Raw genomic sequence first — 17088 nt, 5'->3', positions numbered from 1 at the left:
CCGGTGGCCGTTACCGTTGGTCCCATGCGTCTCCACGTCGTCGACCACCCGCTGGTCGCCCACAAGCTGTCCACCCTGCGCGACGAGCGCACGGACTCGCCGACCTTCCGTCGGCTCACCGACGAGCTGGTGACCCTGCTCGCGTACGAGGCGACCAGGGACGTCCGCACCGACACGGTCGAGATCACCACCCCCGTCGCCGTCACCCGGGGCACCCGGCTGTCCTACCCGCGCCCGCTGGTGGTCCCGATCCTGCGGGCCGGGCTGGGCATGCTGGACGGCATGACCCGGCTGCTGCCGACCGCGGAGGTCGGCTTCCTCGGCATGGTCCGCAACGAGGAGACGCTGGAGGCGTCGACCTACGCGACCCGGATGCCGGACGACCTCTCCGGGCGGCAGATCTACGTCCTCGACCCGATGCTGGCCACCGGCGGCACCCTGGTCGCGGCGATCCGGATGCTGCTGGAGCGCGGCGCCACCGACGTCACCGCGGTGGTGCTGCTCGCCGCGCCCGAGGGCGTCGAGGTGATGGAGCGCGAGCTGGCGGGCCGGCCGGTCACCGTGGTCACCGCGGCGGTCGACCAGCGGCTCAACGAGCACGGCTACATCGTGCCGGGCCTGGGCGACGCGGGCGACCGGCTGTACGGCACGGCGGGCTGAGCGGGTCCGCACGGCGGACGGCGGTACCCGCGGCGAGGTCCGGTCGGGGGCGGGGGTTCCCGCCCTGGACCGGACCTCTTTCGTGCGTGCACGGTTCGCCGCGCCCCGGGCGGGGCGCGGCGAACCGGCTCAGCAGTGGCCGGGCTCCGGGGAGGGGGAGGGCTTGGTGAGCTCGGCGAGGGCGGCGGCGGCCTGGGCGGGGTCGGCCAGGGCGTTGAAGGTGTCGCCGATGACGAAGTCGACGGTGGCGTCGGCGCGGCCGTCCTCGGTGGAGGTCGCGGCGGCGACCTGGGAGAGCAGCAGGGTGGCCGCGCCGAGGCCGCCGGGGCCGCTGAGGATCTGCGCGCTGCCCGGGACCTTGTTGGCCAGCGCGGCCGGTGCGTTGCCGACCTTGTCGACCACGAAGCCGCGCTTGCGCAGTTCGTCGGCGGTGCGGGCGGCCAGGCCGGCCTTGTCGGTGGCGTTGTAGACGTTCACCTTGACGGCGGCGGGCTGCGGCACCGCGGTGTCGCTGGGGACGGGCGCCGGGGCGCCGGAGGCGGCCGCGCCGGACGCGGGGGCACCGGCCGGGGCGGAGTTCTCCGGGGCGGCCAGCGGCGTGCCGGAGGCGCCCGAGCACGCCTGGGCGGTGGCGCCCTTGTGCTTGCCGCTGAAGACGTCGTACAGCTGGACGCCGCCGACCGAGACCAGGGTCAGGGTCAGGACGCCGCCCAGCCCGATGGCGACCTTCCGGCCGCGGCGGGAGGGACGGCCGAGTCGGGGGTAGGCGTTCCCGGTGACGCGGTACTGCTTCCCCTTCAAACCCCGGGGAGTCAACATGCTCATGGTCTGTCTCCCCCTAGATGCCAGGGTGGGGTGTCGGTGACCGCGGAACGGCCGTGGGAACGGGCCGCGTGACCGCTGTAGTCAGCAGACTAATCCGACAACGGGTGCCCAGGTACTAAACGATCATCATCCGGGGGACGACGGCACTCGAAAGGACGTACCGGCACCGCCGCCGGTTGCACCCGTCCCCGGGTGACCCGGCGTCAGTCCATCTCCAGCACGCGGGCGTGCAGGACCTGCCGCTGTTGGAGGGCGGCCCGGACGGCGCGGTGCAGGCCGTCCTCCAGGTACAGGTCGCCGCGCCACTTCACCACGTGGGCGAACAGGTCCCCGTAGAACGTGGAGTCCTCCGCGAGGAGGGTCTCCAGGTCCAACTGGCCCTTGGTGGTCACCAGCTGGTCCAACCGCACCGGACGCGGTGCGACGTCCGCCCACTGGCGGGTGCTGGTCCGGCCGTGATCCGGGTACGGCCGCCCGTTGCCGATGCGCTTGAAGATCACACGGAAAGCCTACCGTTCGGGACGCACCGGGCGCAGCAGGCGGGGGCGACCGGTGCGTTGCCCGGGGGTGGGGACGGAGCGGGAGCAATGCAGAGGAACAGTGCGTTCCGGGCGTCCGGCGGCTAGCGGAGGGCCTGGCCGATCCGGTCCATCGAGGACAGCCGCATCAGGCCGTAGTTGTAGAACTCGACCTCGGGGACGCCCAGTTCGCGCAGGGCGTCGATCTTGGCGGTGAGGTTGGCCGGGCCGTCGCAGTCGGAGGCCATCGGGCGCAGGATCACCGCCATGTCCTGCGGGCGGACGCCGTGCAGGGCGAACGCGGCCACCTTCTCGCGGACCTCCTCGGGGGTCCGGGCGTAACCGAGGGTCTCGATCTGGTGGGCGGCGCCCGCCAGCGCGGGCAGGTCGATGCCGGACAGCCAGCCGGTGCCGGGGCCGCCGCCGTCCATGAAGGTCAGCCGCATGCCGTGGTCGGCGGCGGTGGCGGCCAGCTCGGCGGCCAGCGAGGTGACGGTGCGGGCCGAGGCGTCGACGTAGGCGGCGAACGCACCGCCGGCCAGCTCGTCCAGCGCGGTGGGGGCCAGCGCCCGGGACTCGTCGGCCAGCCGGGCGCGCAGTTCGGCGCGGACGGTGTCGCGGACGTGCTCGGCGGGGACGCCCGCGGCGGTCGCGGCGGCCAGGCAGTGCGGGCAGAAACAGACCGACAGCAGGGCCTCGGTGACCGGGCCGAGCTCCTCGAAGTAGCGCTCGTGGTGGTAGCCGTGCGCCAGGCCGTGGAAGTGCAGCGACTCGGCGCGGATCGCGTCCACGCCGTAGCGGCCCAGCTCCTCGACCACGGTGCGGCAGTACTCCCGGACCTCCGGGTTGGCCGGGCACAGCTCGGTCAGGTGGCGGTCGCCGAAGGCGTTGGCGGGCGCGCAGTCGGGGTGCGCGAAGCCGAGCCGGTCGTTGTGGCAGAAGACCGTCCAGGCGTGCAGCTTCAGGCCGCGGCGGCGGGTCTCCTCGGCGGCCTCGGCGAACGGGTCGCGCGCGCCGATCGCGGTGGAGGGCAGCGGGGCGAGCCGCCGCCCGGCCCAGCGCGCCGGGTCGGGCCGGAAGTACGCGGCGCCCGGTTCGAGGTAGCGCAGCACCCGGCGCGGGTTGTGCGGGAAGACGTCCCGGGCCTCGTGGTAGACGGACGCGAGCGTGACGCCGCCGACGCCCGCCCGGTCGGTAAGGTTGCCGAAGAAGGTGTCGGCCCCTTCGTCGAGCAGGTCGGTGGCGAAGGCGAGGACGGACGTCTCCACGGGGCAACTCCGGAGAAGGAAGTACGGGGAGTGACCACGCTAACCGTGCGCTCCCGTATTGGTCTATACCTGGTTGGGTGAGGAGAACGGCGTCATGGCGGTCTACCGGGGCTTCGACCAGCGGGAACTCGACCGGGAGTACTCGCCCAGCAGCAAGGTCGCCGACTTCGACGCCGAGCTCGGCGCTTACGCGGCCGAGAGCCGCCGGGCCCTCCGGGAACTGCCCGGGCACCGGGAGCTGCGGTACGGGCCCGACGCGCCCGAGCTGATCGACTTCTTCCCCGCCGCCCGGACCGGCGCGCCGCTGCACGTGTTCGTGCACGGCGGCTTCTGGCAGGAGCTCGGCAAGGAGGACTCGGCCTTCCCCGCGCTGGACCTCGTCCCGCTCGGCACCTCGTTCGCCGCCGTCGGCTACGGACTGGCCCCGCACTGGACGCTCGAACGGATCGTCGAGCAGACCACCTCGGCCGTGCGCTGGCTGGTCGACCACGCGGCGGAACTCGGCGCCGACCCGGAGCGGATCGTGCTCAGCGGCAGCTCCGCCGGGGCGCACCTGGCCGCGTCGGCCCTGCTGGACGGGCGGCTGCGCGGGCGGATCCGCGGGGCCGCGCTGCTCAGCGGCGTCTACGACCTGGAGCCGGTCGCCCTCAGCTACGTCAACCAGCCGCTCGGCCTGGACGCCGACCGGGCCCGCCGGCTCAGCCCGCTGCACGCCGGGGCGGCCGCGCTGGCCGGGCTGCCGCCGGTGGTGCTGGCGCTGGGCGAGCACGAGACGGACGAGTTCGGACGGCAGCAGGCCCGGTTCGCGGAGGCGCTGCGGGAGGCGGGCGTCCCGGTGCACGAGCTGCTGGTGGGCGGGCGCAACCACTTCGACCTGGTCTTCGACCTGGGGAAGGTGGGCACGGTGCTGGGGGCGGCGGTCGAGGCGCTCTGGCGGAGCTGAGAGCCTGCGGCGGCTCCGGGGCGCTGTGCCGAAGACCCGGAGCGGCTCGGACGCCATCGGTGGGATCCGGCCGTCAGCAGCTCGGACCCGCCGTTCCCCGGGCCCTGGCGGGGCCCGGCGGTGGATAGGCTGGGGCGGTATACCGAGAGCCTTCGATGGGGATGGTGACCGATGACCGGGCGTATTCCGCTCCCGTACGACTTCCTGCCGCCGGTGCCGGCGTTCGAGCTGCGCAGCACCGACCTGGTGGACGGCGGGACGATGCCGGACGCGCAGGTGCACGCGCTGGGGAACACCTCGCCGCAGCTGTCCTGGTCGGGGTTCCCGGCGGGGACCAGGTCGTTCGCGGTGACCTGCTACGACCCGGACGCGCCGACGGCGGCGGGGTGGTGGCACTGGCTGCTGGTGAACCTGCCGGCCGAGGTCACCGAGCTGGCGGGCGGCGCGGGGTCGGGGGACGGGGGGCTGCCCGGCGGGGCGTTCCACGTGCGCAACGACTTCCCGGGGCACCGCTACGACGGGGCGGCGCCGCCGCCCGGACCGGCCCACCGGTACGTGTTCGTGGTGCACGCGCTGGACGTGCCGGCGCTGGAGCTCGGGCCGGACACCCCGGCGGCGCAGGTCGGGTTCAACCTGACCGCGCACGCGCTGGGGCGGGCCGTGCTGACCGTGGAGTACCGGTCGGCGCCGTGACGGCGGCCGGGCTCAGGCCAGCACCTGGCGCAGGAACGCCTCCAGGTTGGTGACCGTCCGGGCGATCTGCTCCTCCAGCGGGAGCGACTCGTCCGGGCGGCTGACCGCGGCGCCGCGGCGCAGGCCGCGGACGTACAGCGAGCAGGCCAGGTCGGCGCAGAGGTAGGTGCCGACCGAGTTGCCCTCCCGGCCCGCCGCGCCGGCCCGGGGGGCGGTGAGCAGCGAGACGCCGCTGCCCGCGTGCGCGGTGATGCAGACCGAGCAGACGTTGGTGCGGGTCAGGCTGCGCCGCACGTTCGGCGAGCGGAGCGTGATGCCGACCGGGGCGCCGTCCAGGACGGCGACCAGGTAGGCCCGGTCGGGGGCGCCGAGGTCGCGCCAGCCGAGGAAGTCCAGCTCGTCCCAGCGCTGTTCGGCCAGGCCGCGCGGGACGGGCAGGCGCTTGGCCTCGCCCTTGGAGCAGTTGACGAAGGACGCGCGGATCTCGGACTCGGTCAGGGCACGCATGCCCGTGACGCTAGCCGAGCGGGCGTGGGCGCGTCGTCCGGTTTTCCGCCGGTATCGGATCCGGTCCGCGCGTTGGGTGGAGCGCGGTTCGCGGCGCGGGCCACACTGGGGGGATGACGGAACAGCGGCGGTTGATCGTGCTGCGGCACGCCAAGGCGGACTGGCCGGACGTCCCGGACGAGCTGCGTCCGCTGGCCGAGCGCGGCCGGGCCGACGCGGCGGCGGCCGGGCGGTGGCTGGCGGAGCACGGGTTGGTGCCGGACCGGGTGCTGTGCTCCACCGCGGTGCGCACCCGGCAGACCTGGGAGCTGGCCGAGCCGGAGCTCGGCGGCGCGCCCGAACTCGTCCTGGAACCACGGGCGTACCGCGCCGAGGCGGACGAACTCGTGGATCTGCTCCGGGAGTCGCCCCCGGTGGTGCGCACCGTGATGCTGGTCGGGCACCGGCCCGAGGTGCAGGAACTGGTGCTGGGGCTGGCCCGGGAGAGCGGGAGCGAGGCGCTGGAGCGGCTCCGGGAGAAGTTCGCCACGGCCGGGATCGCGGTGCTGGACGTGCCGGGTGAATGGGGACAACTCGCGCCGCGAGGAGCCGAGTTGACCGACTACGCGGTGCCGCGCGGGTGAGCGCGGGGGCGTGATAGGCATGGGGGATGCGCTTCGATGCCGTTCCCAAGCCGCCCGCCGTGGCGGACCGCCCGCGTGACGGGCGGGGCTACCCGGTGCCCGCGATCACCCCGTGGGAGGACGGGCGGCCGCAGTTCGCGCTGACCGACCACGAGCGGTCGGCGGCCTGCGCCCGGGAGCGGCTGTGCTCGGTGTGCAACACGCTGATGCCGCTCGGGCCGGTGTGGCGGGTGGTCGGCGGCGCGGAGGCGGCGGCGATCGGCGAGGCGCTGGCGACCGGCCGGCCGTACCGGAACATGGCGCCCACCACGGAGGGCCCCGGGCACCGGGCGTGCATGCTGTACGCCTCGATGGTCTGCCCGTACCTGGCCCGGTCGAACGCCCGCCGCCGGGTGACGGCGGCGCAGGGCGACACCCCGGACGAGCTCACCGCGCACGTGGTGCGCGGGGCCGCCCGGGGCGAGGCGGGTGCGGTGGTCGGTTTCGCCGAGTACGAGTTCGCGGTCACCCCGACCAAGGTGCTGTTCCGCTTCCTGGACCCGGTCGAGTGGCTGCCGCACGACGACGCCGATCAGCAACTGCCGAACCTGGTGCAGGAGTTGGAGCGGATTGCTCAGCGGTAGGCGGGCAGGCCGACGGTGTCGGTGACCTTCTCCGGCTTCCCGCCGGTGAACGGGACGGTGTAGACGCCGTCCGGGCCGCGGAAGGCGACGGTCTTGCCGTCGTGGCTGATCGCGGGCTCGGTGTAGTCGACCGTCGCGTCCGGGGTCAGGTCGATCTGCTGGTCGGCGTTCTCGTCGCCCGGGCTGGCGAAGATGTGGCTGTGCCCCTTGGCGGAGCGGACGAACACCAGCGCGCCCTCATCGGCCAGCGCGGGCTGCGAACCCTTGCCGATGGCACCGCCGTTGGTCCGGCTGACCACGTCGTGGAAGTAGACCTGGCCGTCGTCCTTGTTGGCGTACACCGTCATGCCGGACAGGCCGTTGGAGTACGGCCACTGGTTGCCGGTCTGCGGGATGTCCGCGCCCTCGGAGTCGCCCAGGTGCAGCTCCTCGACGGTGCCGTTCGCCTTGGCCTCGGCGGACATCAGGCGCAGGCTCTTCTTGTCGTCCGCGGTGAACAGCAGGTAGGTGCCCGCGCCGTGCACCTCGTCCGGGCCGAAGACCTGCCAGGTCGGGTGGGACCAGGTGGTGCCGGACGGGGCCTTGGCGACGACGGTCTTGTGGCCGCCGTCCGGGTCGGAGGTCTCCAGGTTGCCGTTGCCGTCGACGAAGGCGGCGTGCTTGCCGTCGGGGGACCAGGCCAGGTCGCGGACCACGGTGCCGAAGTCGACGGACCTGCCGTCCATCAGCACGGTGCTGGTGCCGGTGCTGACGGTCAGCTTGGTGCCGGCGGTCCTGTTCAGCGTGCCGGCCTTGGCGGGCGCGGCGGAGGAGGTCGGGGCGGCGCTGCCGGGCGTGGCGCTGCCGGTGGCGGAGGTGCCGCCGCCCGCGTCGGTGGAGCCGTCCTCCGGGTCGCAGGCGGTGAGCAGCAGGGCCGAGCCGGTGGTGACCGCGGCCACCAGCAGGGCGGCGGCGGAACGGCGGAGACGGGCGCGTTCGTTCATGGACGGTTCCCCCTGGAACGGAATTCGGGCGGCGGGAGCGGTCCGGGCCGGTGCTCGACCGCCGCGTGCGGGACGGACACATCCTGGCAGTGGCGGACGACAGCCCGGACGGCGGGGCCGTCCGGGCTGTCGTCTCGGTGGTCCCGGTTCGCGGACCCTGAATTCGCGAACCGGGACGGGCCGGTGACGCCCCGTCGGGAACGCGGCGGCGGACGGGGCGGCAGGAGAAGCCTCGCAGCCGGATGACCTGGTGGCGTGCGGGCCGTGTCACCGCCGGGCAACAGCGCCCGGTGAGCTCAATTCCCTTGTGCAAAGCGGGAGATGACGGAACGGCGGCGGCCCGCCCGGAGGGTTCCGGGCGGGCCGACGGGGGTGGTGCCGGTGGTTCAGCCCCGGTAGGCCGGGAGGCCGACGGTGTCGGAGACCTTGGTGGGGGCGCCGCCCTTGGCGGGCACGGTGTAGATGCCGTCGGGGGCGCGGAAGGCGATGGTGCCGCCGTCGGCGGAGAAGGCCGGCTCGGTGTAGTCGGTGGTGGCGTGCGGGGTCAGGTCGCGCTCCGGGGAGCGCTGGTCGCCGGACTTGGTGAACAGGTGGCTGTGGCCGTCCACCGAGCGGACGAACACGATGTCGCCCTCGTCGTCGAGGTCGGGCTGCGAGCCCTCGGTGACCGGGCCGCCCTGCTGCCGCAGGTAGTCGTCGCGGTAGTACACCTTGCCGTCGTCCTTGTTGGCGTAGACCGCGGAGCCGATCCGGTTGCCGACGTTCGCCCACAGGTTGCCGGTGGCCGGGTTCGCCTCCACGTCCTCGCCGCTGGAGTTGCCCAGGCGGATCGGGGCCGGGGTGCCGCCGGTCGCGGGGACGCCGAGCAGCCGCAGGGTGCCGTGGTCGTCCGCGGTGAACAGCAGGTCGTTCTTGGTCCGGAGGCCGCTCTGCTGCTCGTCGGCGTTGGGCGTGAACACCTGCCAGGTCGGGTGGGACCAGGTGACGCCGGAGGGGGCGGTGGCGACCAGGACCTGGTGGCTGCCGTCCGGGTCGGAGGTCTCCAGGTTGCCGTTGCCGTCGACGAAGGCGGCGTGCTTGCCGTCGGGGGACCAGGCCAGGTCGCGGACCACGGTGCCGAAGTCGACGACCTTGCCGTCCATCACCACGTAGCGGGTGCCGTTGCTGATGGTCAGGCCGGTGCCCTTGGTGAGGTCGAGGGCGGCCTTGACCGGCGTGGCGGAGGGCTGCGGGGCCGAGGCGGACGCGGAGGGCCGCTGGGCCGGGGCCGAGGCGGTGGGCGTGGCGGCGGAGGTCGGCGCGGCGGGGGTCGACGCGGAGCCGGACGGGGCGGCGGACCCGGTGGCGGTGTGCGACGGGCCGGCGGTGCGGGACGGGGTGGCGGTGCCGGCCTTGGCGGCGTCGGCGGCGTCGGACGGGTCGCAGGCGGTCAGCAGCAGGGCGGAGCCGGCGGTGATCGCGGAGACGAAGGCGACGGCGGCGGAGCGGCGGAGGCGGGCGTGCGCGGACATGGATGGTTCCCCCCAGGAACAGCGGTCGTGGTGGTCGTCCCGGCCGGCTTCTGCGTTCCGTCCCCCGGGGCGATGACTCAAGCTTCGCGCTCCAATGACCCCGCAGGGTGCGCGAATTGTCACTGCGGGGCAACAGGCGTTCGGGCACGTCCGACGGCCGCCCGAGCGCGTCGCCGGGCGGCCGTCGGGGCCACTGGTTAGCGTGGCAGCGCACGTGCTTTCCCCCGGGGCGGCGCCCCGGGGCCCGACAGCGGAGGGAGACGCACGATGACGGCACGACCCGAAGGCACCCCCGTCTGGGCGGACGCGGCGTTCGCCGACCCGGAGGGCGCCAAGGCGTTCTACGGGGAGGTGCTGGGCTGGACGTTCGACGAGGCCGCGTCCGAGTTCGGCGGCTACACGCGGGCGCTGAAGGACGGCCGGGCGGTGGCCGCGGTCGTCCCGCCGGCGCCCGGCCAGGAGCGGCACTCGGCGTGGGTGCTCTACCTGGCCACGGCCGACGCGGCGGCGGCCGCGGAGCGGGTCCGGGCGGCCGGCGGCAGCGTGCCGCTGGAGCCGGTGAAGGTCGGCGACTCCGGCACGATGGCGATCGCCCGGGACCCGGCGGGCGTGGTGTTCGGGCTCTGGCAGGCCGACGCCCACCGGGGCTTCGAGCTGCGCGACGCGCCCGGCGGCTACGGCTGGGCCGAGGTGTTCACCCGGGACACCGCCGCCGCGAACGCCTTCTTCCCGCAGGTGTTCCCGTACCGGGTGCGCAGGATCGTCGACGACCGGGTGGACTACAGCGTCTACAGCCTGGGCGACGAGCCCGCGCTCGGCGCGATGGGCATGGGGCCGGACGTGCCCGTCCAGGTGCCGCCGTACGTCAGCGTGTACTTCGTGGTGGACGACTGCGACGCGGCGGCCGGGCGGGCCGTCCAGGCCGGCGGACAGCTGGTGTTCGGGCCGATGACCACCCCGTTCGGGCGGTCCGCGTCCTTCGTCGACCCGCAGGGCGCGGCGTTCTCGCTGATCGACCCGGGCGCCGCCGAGGGCGAACCGCCGAGCACGGTGGAGGTGGCCTGAACGATGGTCACCCCGCTCCCCGAACTCACCGGCGAACGCGCCGACCTGCTGGCCGCGCTCGACAAGCAGCGCGGCTTCCTGCGCTACACCGCCCGCGGCCTCACCGACGAGCAGGCCCAGCGGCGCACCACCGTCAGCGAACTCACCCTCGGCGGGCTGATCAAGCACGTCGCCGGGGTCGAGGAGCGCTGGCTGCGGTTCGCCGTCGGCGGCGCCGAGGCGATGCGCGCCGAGGGCGCGCCGGACGACGCCGAATCCTGGGCCGAGCAGTTCCGGATGACCGACGGCGAGACCCTGGACGTCCTGCTGGAGCGCTACCGGGCGGTCGCCGAGCACACCGACAACCTGGTCGCCACCCTCGACCTGGACAGCGAGCGGGCGCTGCCCGCCGCGCCCTGGTTCGAGCCGGACGCGGCCTGGAGCGTGCGGCGCGTCCTGCTGCACGTCATCGCGGAGACCTCGCAGCACGCCGGGCACGCCGACATCCTGCGCGAGGCGCTGGACGGACAGCGGACGATGGGCTGACGGCCGCTCAGAGCGCGGGCTCCAGGTGGGCCCAGGGCCGGGCGGACTCCAGCTGGGCGGCGAGGGCGAGCAGGGTGCCCTCGCCGCCCAGCGGCGCCACGAACTGCACGCCCAGCGGCAGGCCGTCCGGGGTGCGGTACAGCGGGACGCTGGCGGCCGGGCGGCCGGTGATGTTGGCGAGCTGGGTGAACGGGACCGGCGCCAGGTTGGTGATCACCGCCTTCTCGTACGCCTTCGTCCGGCTGAGCAGGCCCAGCAGGCCGAGCGGCAGCAGCAGCCGGGCCAGCGCCCGGACGGCCGGCGGGGTGTCCAACCGGCCGATCCGGACCGGGGGTTCGGCCAGGGTCGGGGTCAGCAGCAGGTCGTGGCGGGTGTGGAAGGCGGCGAGCTGCCGGTTGTACAGGTTCCAGCGCTGGTGGGCGGCGTAGTAGGCGGGGGCGCGCATCCGGCGGCCGGCGGCGGCCAGCACGTGGGTGTCCAGTTCGAAGCCCGCGTCGCCGGAGCCGGTCAGGCGCTTGACCTCGTCCACGGTGGCGGCGGTCTCGGTGGCCCACATGGCCAGGAAGTCCAGCGCCAGGCCGCGCTCGTCGATGCCGGTGTCGGCCTCCTCGACGTGGTGGCCGAGCCCCTCCAGCAGCGCCGCGGCGTCCGCGACGGCGGCCAGCGCCTGCGGGTGCACCGCGGTGCCCAGCGGGGAGCGGGTGCTGAAACCGATCCGCAGCGGGCCCGGGGCGCGGCGGGCCAGTTCGGCGTACGGGGTGTCCGGGCGGTGCGGCAGGTACGGGCCGGCCGGGTCGGGGGCGCCCGCCAGCACGTCCAGCATCGCGGCGGTGTCCCGGACGCTGCGCGAGAGCACGCCGTCGGTCGCCGCGCCGTGCAGGTGCTCGGCCGCCGCCGGACCGGCCGGGACCAGGCCGCGGCCCGGCTTCAGCCCGAACAGGCCGCAGCAGGCCGCCGGTATCCGGATCGACCCGCCGCCGTCGTTCGCCCCCGCCACCGGCACCACGCCCGCGGCGACCGCCGCCGCCGAACCGCCCGAGGAGCCGCCCGGCGTCCGCCCGGTGTCCCACGGGTTGCGGGCCGGGCCGGTCGCCTCCGGCTCGGTGACGCCCTTGCTGCCGAACTCCGGCGTGTTGGTCTTCCCGAACACCACCAGCCCGGCGTCCAGCCAGCGCCGCACCGACTCGCTGTGCGCCGCCGCCGGGACGTCCTGCAGGGCCCGGCAGCCGCTGCCGGTCGGTAGGCCCGCGTAGTCCTGGATCAGGTCCTTGACCAGGAACGGCACCCCGGCGAACGGTCCGGCCAGCTCCCCCGCCGCCCGGGCCCGGGCCGGTTCGTACATCGGCCGCACCACCGCGTTCAACCGTCCGCCGACCTGCTCGGCCCGCCCGATCGCGGTCTCCAGCAGCTCCCCGGCCGACACCTCCCCGCCCGCCACCAGGGCGGCCAGCCCCACCGCGTCGTACCGCCGGTACTCGCCGTACTCCACCGCAACCCTCCGAGAGATCACCCAGCCCGCGCGTGCCGGTGACCCTACCGCCGAGTAGGACCGCTGCCCAGGCCCCAGCACCAGGAGACGACATGACAGAACACGACCTCCGGAACACCGCCGCGGACGCGTCCGCGGCCCGGCACCGCGGTGGTGAGCGGTGAACGGGATCGAGCGGATCGAGACGCTGGCGGCCTTCGGCGCGGTGTGGGCGGTCCTCGCGACCGGCCACGCCCTCGCCGACCACGTCCTCGGGCAGACCGACCACCAGGCGGCCAACAAGGCCGCCCCGACCCCGGAGGAGGTCGCCGCCGGTGCGGACCCCCGCCGCGGCTGGCGGGCCTGCCTGGCGCACGTCGCCCAGTACCACCTGGTGATGGCGGCCCTGCTGGTGCTGGTGCGGCTGTTCATCCCGCTGCCGCTGTCACCGGTCGGGACGGCCGCCGGGTTCGCCTGGTCGATGACCACGCACGCCTGGCTCGACCGTCGCTGGCCGGTGCGCCGGCTGCTGCGGCGCGTCGGCTCCGCCGCCTTCGCCGAGCTGCGGGCGGCCGGGATGAACGGGATGTACCTGGCCGACCAGGCGCTGCACAAGGGGGCGCTGCTGGTCGCGGCGATCCTCGTCACCCGGCTGTGAGCGCGGTCAGCGGCACTCCAGGGACGCGGTCCGCAGGATCCAGTCCCGCCGCAGGACCTCCAGCGCGCCGCGGTGGCTGGCGAAGTTCTGGACGAACTCGGGCCGGTCGCGGGCCCGGACCAGGGTCGCCCGCCGGAGGCCCAGCCAGCGGCTCACCTGCTCGTTGCTCAGCGCCAGCTTGGTCGCGCGGAAGTCCCGGGAGGTGCCGTCGGTCACCCGCACCGCCGGGTGGACCCCGACCGCCAGGCGCTTCAGCGGGTCCTTGAACTGCCGGAGCAGCTGGTCGACGTGCTGGCGGTGGTGGAGCAGGGCGGCCACCGAGTGCTCCAGACCGGGCCGGCGCAGGAACGCGCGCAGTTCGGTGACCGGAACCCGGACCAGCTGGCAGTCGGTCAGCGTCACGGCCGTGGCGGTGCGGGGTGCGTCGAACAGCGCGGCCTCCCCGAGCAGGTCGCCCGGTCCGCGCAGGTGGCACGAGGTGCCGCCGTGCCTGACGCACTGCTCGATCCAGACCAGGCCCGTGAGGACGAGGAAGACGTGGGGGCCCGGTTCGCCCTGGTTCAGCAGCCGGTGGCGCGGTGCCCGGACGATCCGCTCGAACCCGGTCGTCACGGCGTGCCAGGTCGATTCGCCGACCAGCGCGCGCCAGGGACCGAATTCGAAGGAACGGGAGGGCGGGGGCGTCCTGTCCATGCCGGGGAGGCTACGGGGTGGCGGACGGTGCGCGGGCCGGGGTTCCCGAAGGGAGGAAGGGCCGGAACGCCGGTTGACGGGCAACGGTAACGGCGTTCGATTTGTCGTCTCCGCCACTTCTGGTCCGGCCCCGGGAACGGACGCGGCCGGCCCGCGCCGCGCATGCTCGTGGGGACGACGAGGCCGCCGACCACGAGGAGAGTGCCAGTGCCCACTCCACCGCTTGCGCCCGGACACCGAACCGTTCCGATGCCCGACACCCAGGGGATGGCGGCGTTCGACGCGAAGGGGTTCTCCGAACTGCCGTCCCTGACCCAGCCGGGGGCGAGCCGGCTGATCGCCGAACTGGTCGACGAGAGCTTCGTCGAGGCGGGACTCCAACAGGTGCTCGACGAACGGTCGTTCACGGCCCCGCGCGGTGACGGCCTCGCGATGGGCTTCCCACCGAAGTACCTCCCCGCCGTGATCGACTGGTTCATCCCGCTCCTGGACCGGGCCGCCGCCGCGTACAACGCCTGCTACCGGGACGCGCCGGTGCGGTTGCGGATGAGCCTGCACCTCGGGCCGGTCACGATCGACGGCAACCCGCCCGACGCGAACGGCACCGCCCGCAACGACCTGCACCGGCTGCTGGACAGCGAACCGCTCAAGCGGGTGCTGGACGAGTCCGACCCCGAGGTCACCCACCTGGTCTCGGTCCTCTCCGACCGGGTGTACCAGGACGTCCTGGTCGGCGGCTACAGCAAGCTGCGGCCGGGGGCGTGCACCCGGGTGGAGGCCACCGTCAGCGGGAAGGCCGCCTTCCGGCAGACGGCCTGGCTGTACGTCCCCTCGCCCTCGGACGGCGGGGCGGCGGCGCCCGCCGCGGGCGGGGCGCCGGACGGCCCGTGGCGCTTCCCGCGCCGGCCCCGGCTCAGCCAGAGCGTGGGGAACGGGACCGCCGTCGCCGGGGACGTGTACGGCGGCCTGACCATCGTCCACCGCCCGTGACCGACGGGCCCGAACCAGGCCCCGGACCCGCCCGCGCCCGCGCCGACCGCGAGCACCAGCAGGTCGGCAGCGGCCTCGCCGTCGGCGGGGACATCGGGGAGCTGAACGTCTACATCGGGCAGGTACGGGTGTTCCCCGGCCTCGGCACCCTGATGCGGAGCGGGCTGGGCGAGGCGGCCGGCCGCCTCGCCCGGGTGACCCGCGCCACCGCCGACTTCCTCGACCGACACACACCACAGCAGGGCCGTCCGACCGACGAGCCCGCAGCGGAAGGAACGGACCCGTGACGACCCTCGTCTTCACCGGACTGCTCGACAGCATCCACCACCGGGTGCTCCACCCCGACCCGGACCGGCGGCTGCGGCTGGAGGTCCCCGGCCCGGCCGGGGGCCGGCGGCTGCTCGACCCGCTCGCCGCCCGCGACCTCGCCTACCGGCCCGCTCCCGAGGAGGGCCGGGAGGTGTGGGCCGGGGCGATCCGGCGGGCCCAGCGCTCCCAGCGGCCGGAGGGGGAGTGGTCGACCTACCTGGTCTGGCTGTGCTCGCCGGTCCTGCGGCGCACCGTCTGGAAGGTCTCCGGCCGGCTCGCGGCGGACCGCAGGGACGTCGAGGCCGAGGCCGTCACCGGTCTGCTGGACGCCGTGCCGGACGCCGACCCGGACCACCCCGAGGCGTCCCGCTGGCTGGCCCGGCGGGCGGCCCGCCGGGCCTGGGACGCGGCGAAGTCGGCCTGGCCGGAGCGGCCGGACGAGGAGGCGGTGCTGATCGCCGACCGGAAGGCGTTGCGCGACGGCACTCCGGCGCCGGCCCGGCCCTGGGAACCGGACTGGGAGCTGGCGATCAGTCCGCCGGACCGGTCGGACGGACTCGCGGCGCAGCTCAGGTTCACCGTCTCGCCCACCGTGCGCGAGGGGGAGCGGCTCGGCGCGCTGGCCGAGCGGATGGGCCTGGCCGAGGTGGTGTGGCGGGCCCGCAGGCCGCGCGGCCCCGTGGTCGGCACCCTCTCGCTGCGTCCGGCGGGGGCGGCGCGATGAGCGGAACGGGGGGCGGGATGAGGTTCAGCGAGGTGTTCGACCTGCCGCTGACGATCGACGTGCGCACCGCGGCGCGGATGCTCGGGCTCTGCCCGGCCACCGTGTACCGCCGGCTCAAGGAGGACGACTTCCCCTGCCCGGTGCTGCGCCCGGGACGGCAGTACCGCATCCCCACCGCCGGCATGCTCCGGGCGATGGGCATCGACGAGGTCCCGGTCCACGCCGAGGACCTGCAACGCGGCGCCGGGTACGCGGCCGCCGAGGACGCCGATCCGGAGGACCGGACATGAACGCCCCCGTTCCCGGCCGGTCCGCCCAGGAGGGCGCGCCCGCGCTGAGCTGCTTCGTCATCGGCCCGATCGGCGACCGCCACAAGGACGACGGGAGCCCGGAGCGCCTCTCGTACGAGGAGGCGCTGGAGATCTACGAGAAGGTCGTCCTGCCGGCCTGCGGCAGCGTGGGCCTGGAGCCGACCCGGGCCGACCTGATCGCCCAGCCCGGCGAGATCACCGAACAGGTCTGCCGGCACGTCATGCACGCCGACGTGGTGATCGCGGACGTCACGGGCGGGAACCCGAACGTCATGTACGAGCTCGGCATCCGGCACCTGCTGGGACGGCCGACCGTCCAGCTCGGCGAGCACGGACGGCTGCCGTTCGACATCTCGTTGATCAGGACCATCCAGTTCAAACGCTCCAGGAGCGGACTGGTCGACGCGCGCAAGGAGCTGGAACAGGCGCTGCGCAGCGGTCTGCGGGACGGGTTCGGCCTTCCGACTCCGGCCCGGGTGCTCAGCGGCACCGCGTCGTGGGCGCCCGCGGACCACGGGCCGGGGACCGGCCCGGACGACCCGGACGACCAGGGCGATCCGGACGCCCCCGGGCTGTTCGAACGGTTCGCCGCGGTGGAGGCGGACATGGAGCTGATGGGCGAGGACATGAACGCGATGACCCGCTCGATCAACGACCTGGCCGAGGTGATGGAGCAGTTCGGCCCGCAGATCCAGAAGGCGTGGAGCCCCGGCACGCCCGCGTCCGCGAACCTCGCGGTGACCAAGCGGATGGCGGCGGCGCTGAACGCGCCGGCCGGTGAACTGCGGGTGCGGGCGGACCGGTTCGCCACCCACATGGAGCAGATCGACCAGGCGGTGGGCGCGGCGCTGGACCTGCTCCAGCGCGCGTCGGAGCTGGGCGACCTGCCGGGCGCGGACTCGTTCGTCGGCGAACTGGTGGGCATGGCGGTCTCGATCCGGGAGGGGCTGGCGGTGCTGGAGCAGTTCCGGGCGCTGCTGGCCGTGCTCGCCGGGATGAGCGCGCCGCTCCGGCAGCCGGCCAAGGAGATCGCCCGGGCGATCGACCGGGTCGGTGAGGTGATGGCCCGGGCGGAGAGCTGGGAGCGGCGGGGGACCGCGGCGGCACGGGAACGGGTCACCCGGACGGCGTAGGCGGCTTTGCCGGGGGACGGCGGGGGTGGTGAGGGTGGCGGGAGGCGTGGGTGCCGAG

The 17088-nt window shown here is 74.8% G+C and carries 21 protein-coding genes; 13 read left to right on the top strand and 8 right to left on the bottom strand.

The features are described 5' to 3' along the window. Positions 1 to 24 precede the first annotated feature (24 nt). The gene (upp, locus tag ABD345_RS00610; protein ID WP_344549639.1) at positions 25 to 660 is read left to right on the top strand and encodes a uracil phosphoribosyltransferase; all 636 of its coding nucleotides are present in this window, start codon (positions 25 to 27) and stop codon (positions 658 to 660) included. 129 nt (positions 661 to 789) lie between these two features. Here upp and ABD345_RS00605 read toward each other — a convergent pair whose 3' ends face one another. The 3 genes from ABD345_RS00605 to ABD345_RS00595 all read right to left on the bottom strand — a co-directional run bounded on the left by ABD345_RS00605 (position 790) and on the right by ABD345_RS00595 (position 3271). After that, entirely contained in the window at positions 790 to 1485 is a 696-nt protein-coding gene (locus ABD345_RS00605) for a LytR C-terminal domain-containing protein (RefSeq protein WP_344549638.1), read from the bottom strand. 203 nt (positions 1486 to 1688) lie between these two features. Beyond that, positions 1689 to 1985, bottom strand: a complete 297-nt coding sequence (locus tag ABD345_RS00600) for a type II toxin-antitoxin system VapB family antitoxin (RefSeq protein ID WP_014136828.1) — start codon at positions 1983 to 1985, stop codon at positions 1689 to 1691. A gap of 122 nt (positions 1986 to 2107) precedes the next feature. Continuing rightward, positions 2108 to 3271 (bottom strand): hypothetical protein, encoded by a 1164-nt coding sequence (locus tag ABD345_RS00595; protein WP_344549637.1) that lies wholly within the window; start codon positions 3269 to 3271, stop codon positions 2108 to 2110. A gap of 94 nt (positions 3272 to 3365) precedes the next feature. On the opposite strand from ABD345_RS00595, the gene ABD345_RS00590 reads away from it, so the two are divergent. Together ABD345_RS00590 and ABD345_RS00585 are read left to right on the top strand one after the other, a co-directional pair. Then, positions 3366 to 4214 (top strand): alpha/beta hydrolase, encoded by an 849-nt coding sequence (locus ABD345_RS00590; RefSeq protein WP_344549636.1) that lies wholly within the window; start codon positions 3366 to 3368, stop codon positions 4212 to 4214. 171 nt (positions 4215 to 4385) lie between these two features. After that, positions 4386 to 4907: a YbhB/YbcL family Raf kinase inhibitor-like protein gene (locus ABD345_RS00585; protein ID WP_344549635.1), complete on the top strand. Its 522-nt coding sequence runs from the start codon at positions 4386 to 4388 to the stop codon at positions 4905 to 4907. Positions 4908 to 4919: 12 nt separating this feature from the next. Here the strand turns inward: ABD345_RS00585 and ABD345_RS00580 are convergent, their stop codons facing one another. After that, the gene (locus ABD345_RS00580) at positions 4920 to 5414 is read right to left on the bottom strand and encodes an FBP domain-containing protein (RefSeq protein WP_344549634.1); all 495 of its coding nucleotides are present in this window, start codon (positions 5412 to 5414) and stop codon (positions 4920 to 4922) included. 113 nt (positions 5415 to 5527) lie between these two features. On the opposite strand from ABD345_RS00580, the gene ABD345_RS00575 reads away from it, so the two are divergent. Both ABD345_RS00575 and ABD345_RS00570 read left to right on the top strand, forming a co-directional pair. Continuing rightward, positions 5528 to 6037: a SixA phosphatase family protein gene (locus ABD345_RS00575; protein WP_344549633.1), complete on the top strand. Its 510-nt coding sequence runs from the start codon at positions 5528 to 5530 to the stop codon at positions 6035 to 6037. A 26-nt stretch (positions 6038 to 6063) separates the two neighbouring features. Then, positions 6064 to 6660 (top strand): hypothetical protein, encoded by a 597-nt coding sequence (locus ABD345_RS00570; protein WP_344549632.1) that lies wholly within the window; start codon positions 6064 to 6066, stop codon positions 6658 to 6660. On the opposite strand, the gene ABD345_RS00565 is transcribed toward ABD345_RS00570, so the two are convergent. Next, positions 6651 to 7643 carry a TolB family protein gene (locus ABD345_RS00565; RefSeq protein ID WP_344549631.1) on the bottom strand — a complete coding sequence of 331 codons (993 nt, stop codon included), beginning with the start codon at positions 7641 to 7643 and terminating at the stop codon, positions 6651 to 6653. The genes ABD345_RS00570 and ABD345_RS00565 overlap by 10 nt on opposite strands. Before the next feature lie 386 nt (positions 7644 to 8029). After that, the gene (locus tag ABD345_RS00560; protein ID WP_344549630.1) at positions 8030 to 9154 is read right to left on the bottom strand and encodes a TolB family protein; all 1125 of its coding nucleotides are present in this window, start codon (positions 9152 to 9154) and stop codon (positions 8030 to 8032) included. A gap of 267 nt (positions 9155 to 9421) precedes the next feature. On the opposite strand from ABD345_RS00560, the gene ABD345_RS00555 reads away from it, so the two are divergent. Both ABD345_RS00555 and ABD345_RS00550 read left to right on the top strand, forming a co-directional pair. Next, the gene (locus ABD345_RS00555) at positions 9422 to 10219 is read left to right on the top strand and encodes a VOC family protein (protein WP_344549629.1); all 798 of its coding nucleotides are present in this window, start codon (positions 9422 to 9424) and stop codon (positions 10217 to 10219) included. Between the two features lie 3 nt (positions 10220 to 10222). Further along, on the top strand, positions 10223 to 10744 hold the full coding sequence (locus tag ABD345_RS00550) for a DinB family protein (protein ID WP_344549628.1): 522 nt from the start codon (positions 10223 to 10225) through the stop codon (positions 10742 to 10744). Positions 10745 to 10751: 7 nt separating this feature from the next. Here ABD345_RS00550 and ABD345_RS00545 read toward each other — a convergent pair whose 3' ends face one another. Continuing rightward, complete coding sequence (locus ABD345_RS00545) at positions 10752 to 12233, bottom strand: amidase (protein ID WP_344549626.1); 1482 nt, start codon at positions 12231 to 12233, stop codon at positions 10752 to 10754. 160 nt (positions 12234 to 12393) lie between these two features. Between ABD345_RS00545 and ABD345_RS00540 the strand changes: the two genes are divergently transcribed. Next, positions 12394 to 12870 carry a hypothetical protein gene (locus ABD345_RS00540; RefSeq protein WP_344549625.1) on the top strand — a complete coding sequence of 159 codons (477 nt, stop codon included), beginning with the start codon at positions 12394 to 12396 and terminating at the stop codon, positions 12868 to 12870. A 6-nt stretch (positions 12871 to 12876) separates the two neighbouring features. Here ABD345_RS00540 and ABD345_RS00535 read toward each other — a convergent pair whose 3' ends face one another. After that, positions 12877 to 13563 (bottom strand): Crp/Fnr family transcriptional regulator, encoded by a 687-nt coding sequence (locus ABD345_RS00535; protein ID WP_344549624.1) that lies wholly within the window; start codon positions 13561 to 13563, stop codon positions 12877 to 12879. A 249-nt stretch (positions 13564 to 13812) separates the two neighbouring features. On the opposite strand from ABD345_RS00535, the gene ABD345_RS00530 reads away from it, so the two are divergent. Genes ABD345_RS00530 through ABD345_RS00510 form a run of 5 tightly spaced genes read left to right on the top strand, consistent with a single transcriptional unit; the run spans position 13813 to position 17030 of the window. Further along, complete coding sequence (locus tag ABD345_RS00530) at positions 13813 to 14553, top strand: hypothetical protein (RefSeq protein ID WP_344549623.1); 741 nt, start codon at positions 13813 to 13815, stop codon at positions 14551 to 14553. After that, complete coding sequence (locus ABD345_RS00525) at positions 14550 to 14840, top strand: hypothetical protein (protein WP_344549622.1); 291 nt, start codon at positions 14550 to 14552, stop codon at positions 14838 to 14840. Before ABD345_RS00530 ends, ABD345_RS00525 begins: the two co-directional genes overlap by 4 nt. After that, entirely contained in the window at positions 14837 to 15586 is a 750-nt protein-coding gene (locus tag ABD345_RS00520) for a hypothetical protein (protein ID WP_344549621.1), read from the top strand. Before ABD345_RS00525 ends, ABD345_RS00520 begins: the two co-directional genes overlap by 4 nt. 17 nt (positions 15587 to 15603) lie before the next feature. Beyond that, positions 15604 to 15876: a helix-turn-helix transcriptional regulator gene (locus tag ABD345_RS00515; RefSeq protein WP_344549620.1), complete on the top strand. Its 273-nt coding sequence runs from the start codon at positions 15604 to 15606 to the stop codon at positions 15874 to 15876. Continuing rightward, on the top strand, positions 15873 to 17030 hold the full coding sequence (locus tag ABD345_RS00510; protein ID WP_344549619.1) for a hypothetical protein: 1158 nt from the start codon (positions 15873 to 15875) through the stop codon (positions 17028 to 17030). Before ABD345_RS00515 ends, ABD345_RS00510 begins: the two co-directional genes overlap by 4 nt. Positions 17031 to 17088 lie beyond the last annotated feature (58 nt).

Source organism: Kitasatospora saccharophila, assembly GCF_039529925.1.
GTDB classification, from domain to species: domain Bacteria; phylum Actinomycetota; class Actinomycetes; order Streptomycetales; family Streptomycetaceae; genus Kitasatospora; species Kitasatospora saccharophila.
This window is presented reverse-complemented; position numbering and strand designations above follow the sequence as displayed.